This window comes from Bacillus sp. JJ1474, from assembly GCF_036965225.1.
Classification (GTDB): Bacteria; Bacillota; Bacilli; order Bacillales; family Cytobacillaceae; genus Cytobacillus.
This window is the reverse complement of the sequence record NZ_JBALPC010000307.1, coordinates 618-3,645: the sequence shown is the minus strand read 5'-3', so window position 1 is coordinate 3,645 and position 3,028 is coordinate 618. Positions and strand designations below refer to the sequence as shown.

General features: G+C 32.7%; 2 protein-coding genes. One reads left to right on the top strand and one right to left on the bottom strand.

What is annotated here, in order from left to right; all coding sequences use genetic code 11:
- Positions 1-48: 48 nt before the first annotated feature.
- On the bottom strand, positions 49-984 hold the full coding sequence (locus V7164_RS25100) for an NAD-dependent epimerase/dehydratase family protein (RefSeq protein ID WP_335355581.1): 936 nt from the start codon (positions 982-984) through the stop codon (positions 49-51).
- A 519-nt stretch (positions 985-1,503) separates the two neighbouring features.
- Here V7164_RS25100 and V7164_RS25095 point away from each other — a divergent pair.
- Positions 1,504-3,028: glycosyltransferase family 2 protein (locus tag V7164_RS25095; protein WP_335355580.1), on the top strand; the 1,525-nt coding region annotated here is incomplete at its 3' end.

Here is a 3,028-nt window from a genome sequence, read left to right as displayed (position 1 = left end):
ATTATTCTCTATGCATTGACCAATTTTGATAAAAGAGATACTTAAAAGTTAGTTAAGCCCTTGGTTCTCTGCATCAAAGATTTTAATTGTTTCAGATAAGCCTTGTAGTAAATCATATTTAGGCTTCCAGCCAAGTATTTCAATGGCTTTCGTATGATCCAATGCACTATGTTTAATATCTCCTTTACGTGCTGGTAGATAAATCGGGTAAACAGGTGGATTTGTAATCATTGTTTTACATAGATGATAGAGTTTATTAATGCTAGTTTTTGAGTTTAAACCAATATTAATAATTTCATTATCTCCTTTTTTCAGCGATAGTAAATTAGCTGCTGCCACATCCTTTACGTAAACAAAATCACGAGTTTGTTCCCCGTCCCCATATATGTTGACATCTTCATTCTTGAAAAGTTTATTTAAAAAAATGGAGACAACTCCCCCTTCACCTTTTGAATTTTGTCGCGGGCCATAGACATTTGCGTATCGTAGAATAGTAAATGGAAGTCCATACAGATCATAAAAAAGCTTAATATACATTTCCGACGCATATTTGGATATAGCATAAAATGAGAGTGGCTGCACTGGGAATAATTCTGTAATGCCATAATGAGGAGTATTTCCATATACAGCACATGAGGAAGAAAAAATGATCTTTTTTATATTAAATTGATAACAATATGTCAACAAACGAATTGTACCTAAAATATTAATTTCCGCATCTCTCGATGGATTTTTAATGGATTTTTCGACGTCTACTTGAGCGGCAAGATGAATTACATAGGATGGCTTCTCTTTTTCAAAAATCATTTCTAAGTCCGGAGATGTGATATCAACATGATAAAATTTTAAATTGGATAGTAAGTTACTTGTTGTTCCGGTCGAAAGATTATCAATAATAATAGGCTCATAACCTTCCTTGACTAGTAGATCGACAATGTGGGATCCAATAAAACCCGCACCGCCACTAACCAAAACTTTCTCCATTCATTCACCTCATAAGCTGTTATTTATTATATATTATTGGTTTTAAATTTAAATGTGTTAGTTATGTATGATGATTGAAAAAATAGGATGATAGTCCTTTTAAGTTAATTAATGATTAAATTTAATTTCACTTGAACGGATACCTTTCTTCTTAAAAAGATTTTTAAATTTTGGAACTATCCATGTCAGCTATTTAATAACATAGACAAGAAATCCAGGAATGGAATTTAAACTTTCGTTGTTTAATAGTATATAGGTCCAAAATTTGTTAAATATGGGTAAGCGTCCTTTACAAGGGGTTTCTGGTTTTCATAAGATATTTGGAACACTCCTTCCCATCAATCTTTAGTCGGCATATGCACAAAAATTGGACAAATTTGTTTTAACATCTTAGAGAATTTCTCCTGCCTGGCAATTCATCACTTATAAAAAATATCTTCAAAATCCTTTGCGGGACTCAGTTGGTTACATTTAAATATTGAGTATTTATATCTTTTTTTTAATTAAGGAGTTGACTTAATGTCTGGTCTTAACAAAGGAGTAAACAAGTTAAGTTACTTTAGCAGTCCATTAAGCCATTTATTATCAGCAGATAATAATATAGGTCCCAATGGCGAAAATTTGACGATAACTTTTTTATCTTTAAATAGAGTTACTATGTCGAAGAGGCTATTAAAATCCATAGAAAACTATATCCCACGATTTAAGGGAGACTTGTTAATAGTTGATAATGGATCAAGTCCCGAACAATTAGAGGAATTAAAAAGCGAGTGTACCAATCTTCGTTTTAATATAAAAATCGTAGAGCTTGGTTGTAATTATGGGGTCGCTGGTGCGAGGAATCGTGCGCTAGATCATATCAACACTGATTGGGTTATGTGTTTAGATAATGATATCTATTTCATCAGCGATCCATTAGATCCGCTACGTGAAACCCTTCAAACACTTGGGTGCCATTTCCTGAACTTACCCCTATTAAAATCTAATGAAAAGAGAATCGATGCTTTAGGCGGCCATCTTTATATAACTCCTTATGACAACCATGTTGCACTTGGAGCCGGTACTTGCTTCAAACAAACTAAAATTGAAAATATTAATAAAAAATATTTAACCAAGCCTTTTTTATCAAATTTCCTTTTTGGTGGCGCTTCTATTTTCAGAAAAAGTACATTTCAACGGTTAGGTGGCTATGACGAGCAAATGTTTATTGGATTTGAGGATTTAGACTTTTCAATCCGTCTTTTTAGAGAAGGGCTTCGGATTGGCAATATATGTTCGTTTCATTTAGTACACGACCATACAATCGAAAAAAATAATACAACTGATTTAGACTATGAAAAACAAAGATACTCTTCGAAGGTTATAGAGGCCTCAGCTCTTTATCTTGAAAAAAAATATGGTTATAAGATATTAACACCTACTGTTATTCAATGGGTGAAGGAAAAAAACAACTCTATAGATAAGGGAAAAGAGTGGCTCGTTTTGAATGAAAAACAGCAAAAAATAAAGATTGCTTTAATCGCCGACGTTGATTATTGGGCGTTTGGCAATATTATGCGACAAATTGAGAAGAACTTAAACAGCTTCTTTGATTTTAGATTGTTTTCAATGAAAGAATTGGATTGGAATTACAGTAAATTATTTAGCGAAATAGAGGATTTTGACATTATCCATATTTTCTGGAGAGATATGATTCCAACATTATTATCAGCTGAAGGTGCTGAAAAATTCCTAGAGGAAAAGGTTTTATCGACTTGTGTTTATGATCATTTGTTTTTGAAAAAAAGGGAAATACGTAAAAGAAAAAATCTTTTCCATTCTGCTTATTATTATGTCTCCTCCAGGTCCCTTTGGAATATCTATAATAATATTAAAGAGTATCCGAAACCACTAATGGTTATTGAAGATGGAGTTGACCCTGATATTTTCTATCCTATCGGATTAGAGAGGTTTAACACTCAAAAAAAAACATTGAAAATCGGTTGGGTGGGAAATAGTAAATGGGGACCGAAAAAAAAGGACTTCAAAGGGTTTCGAACCATAG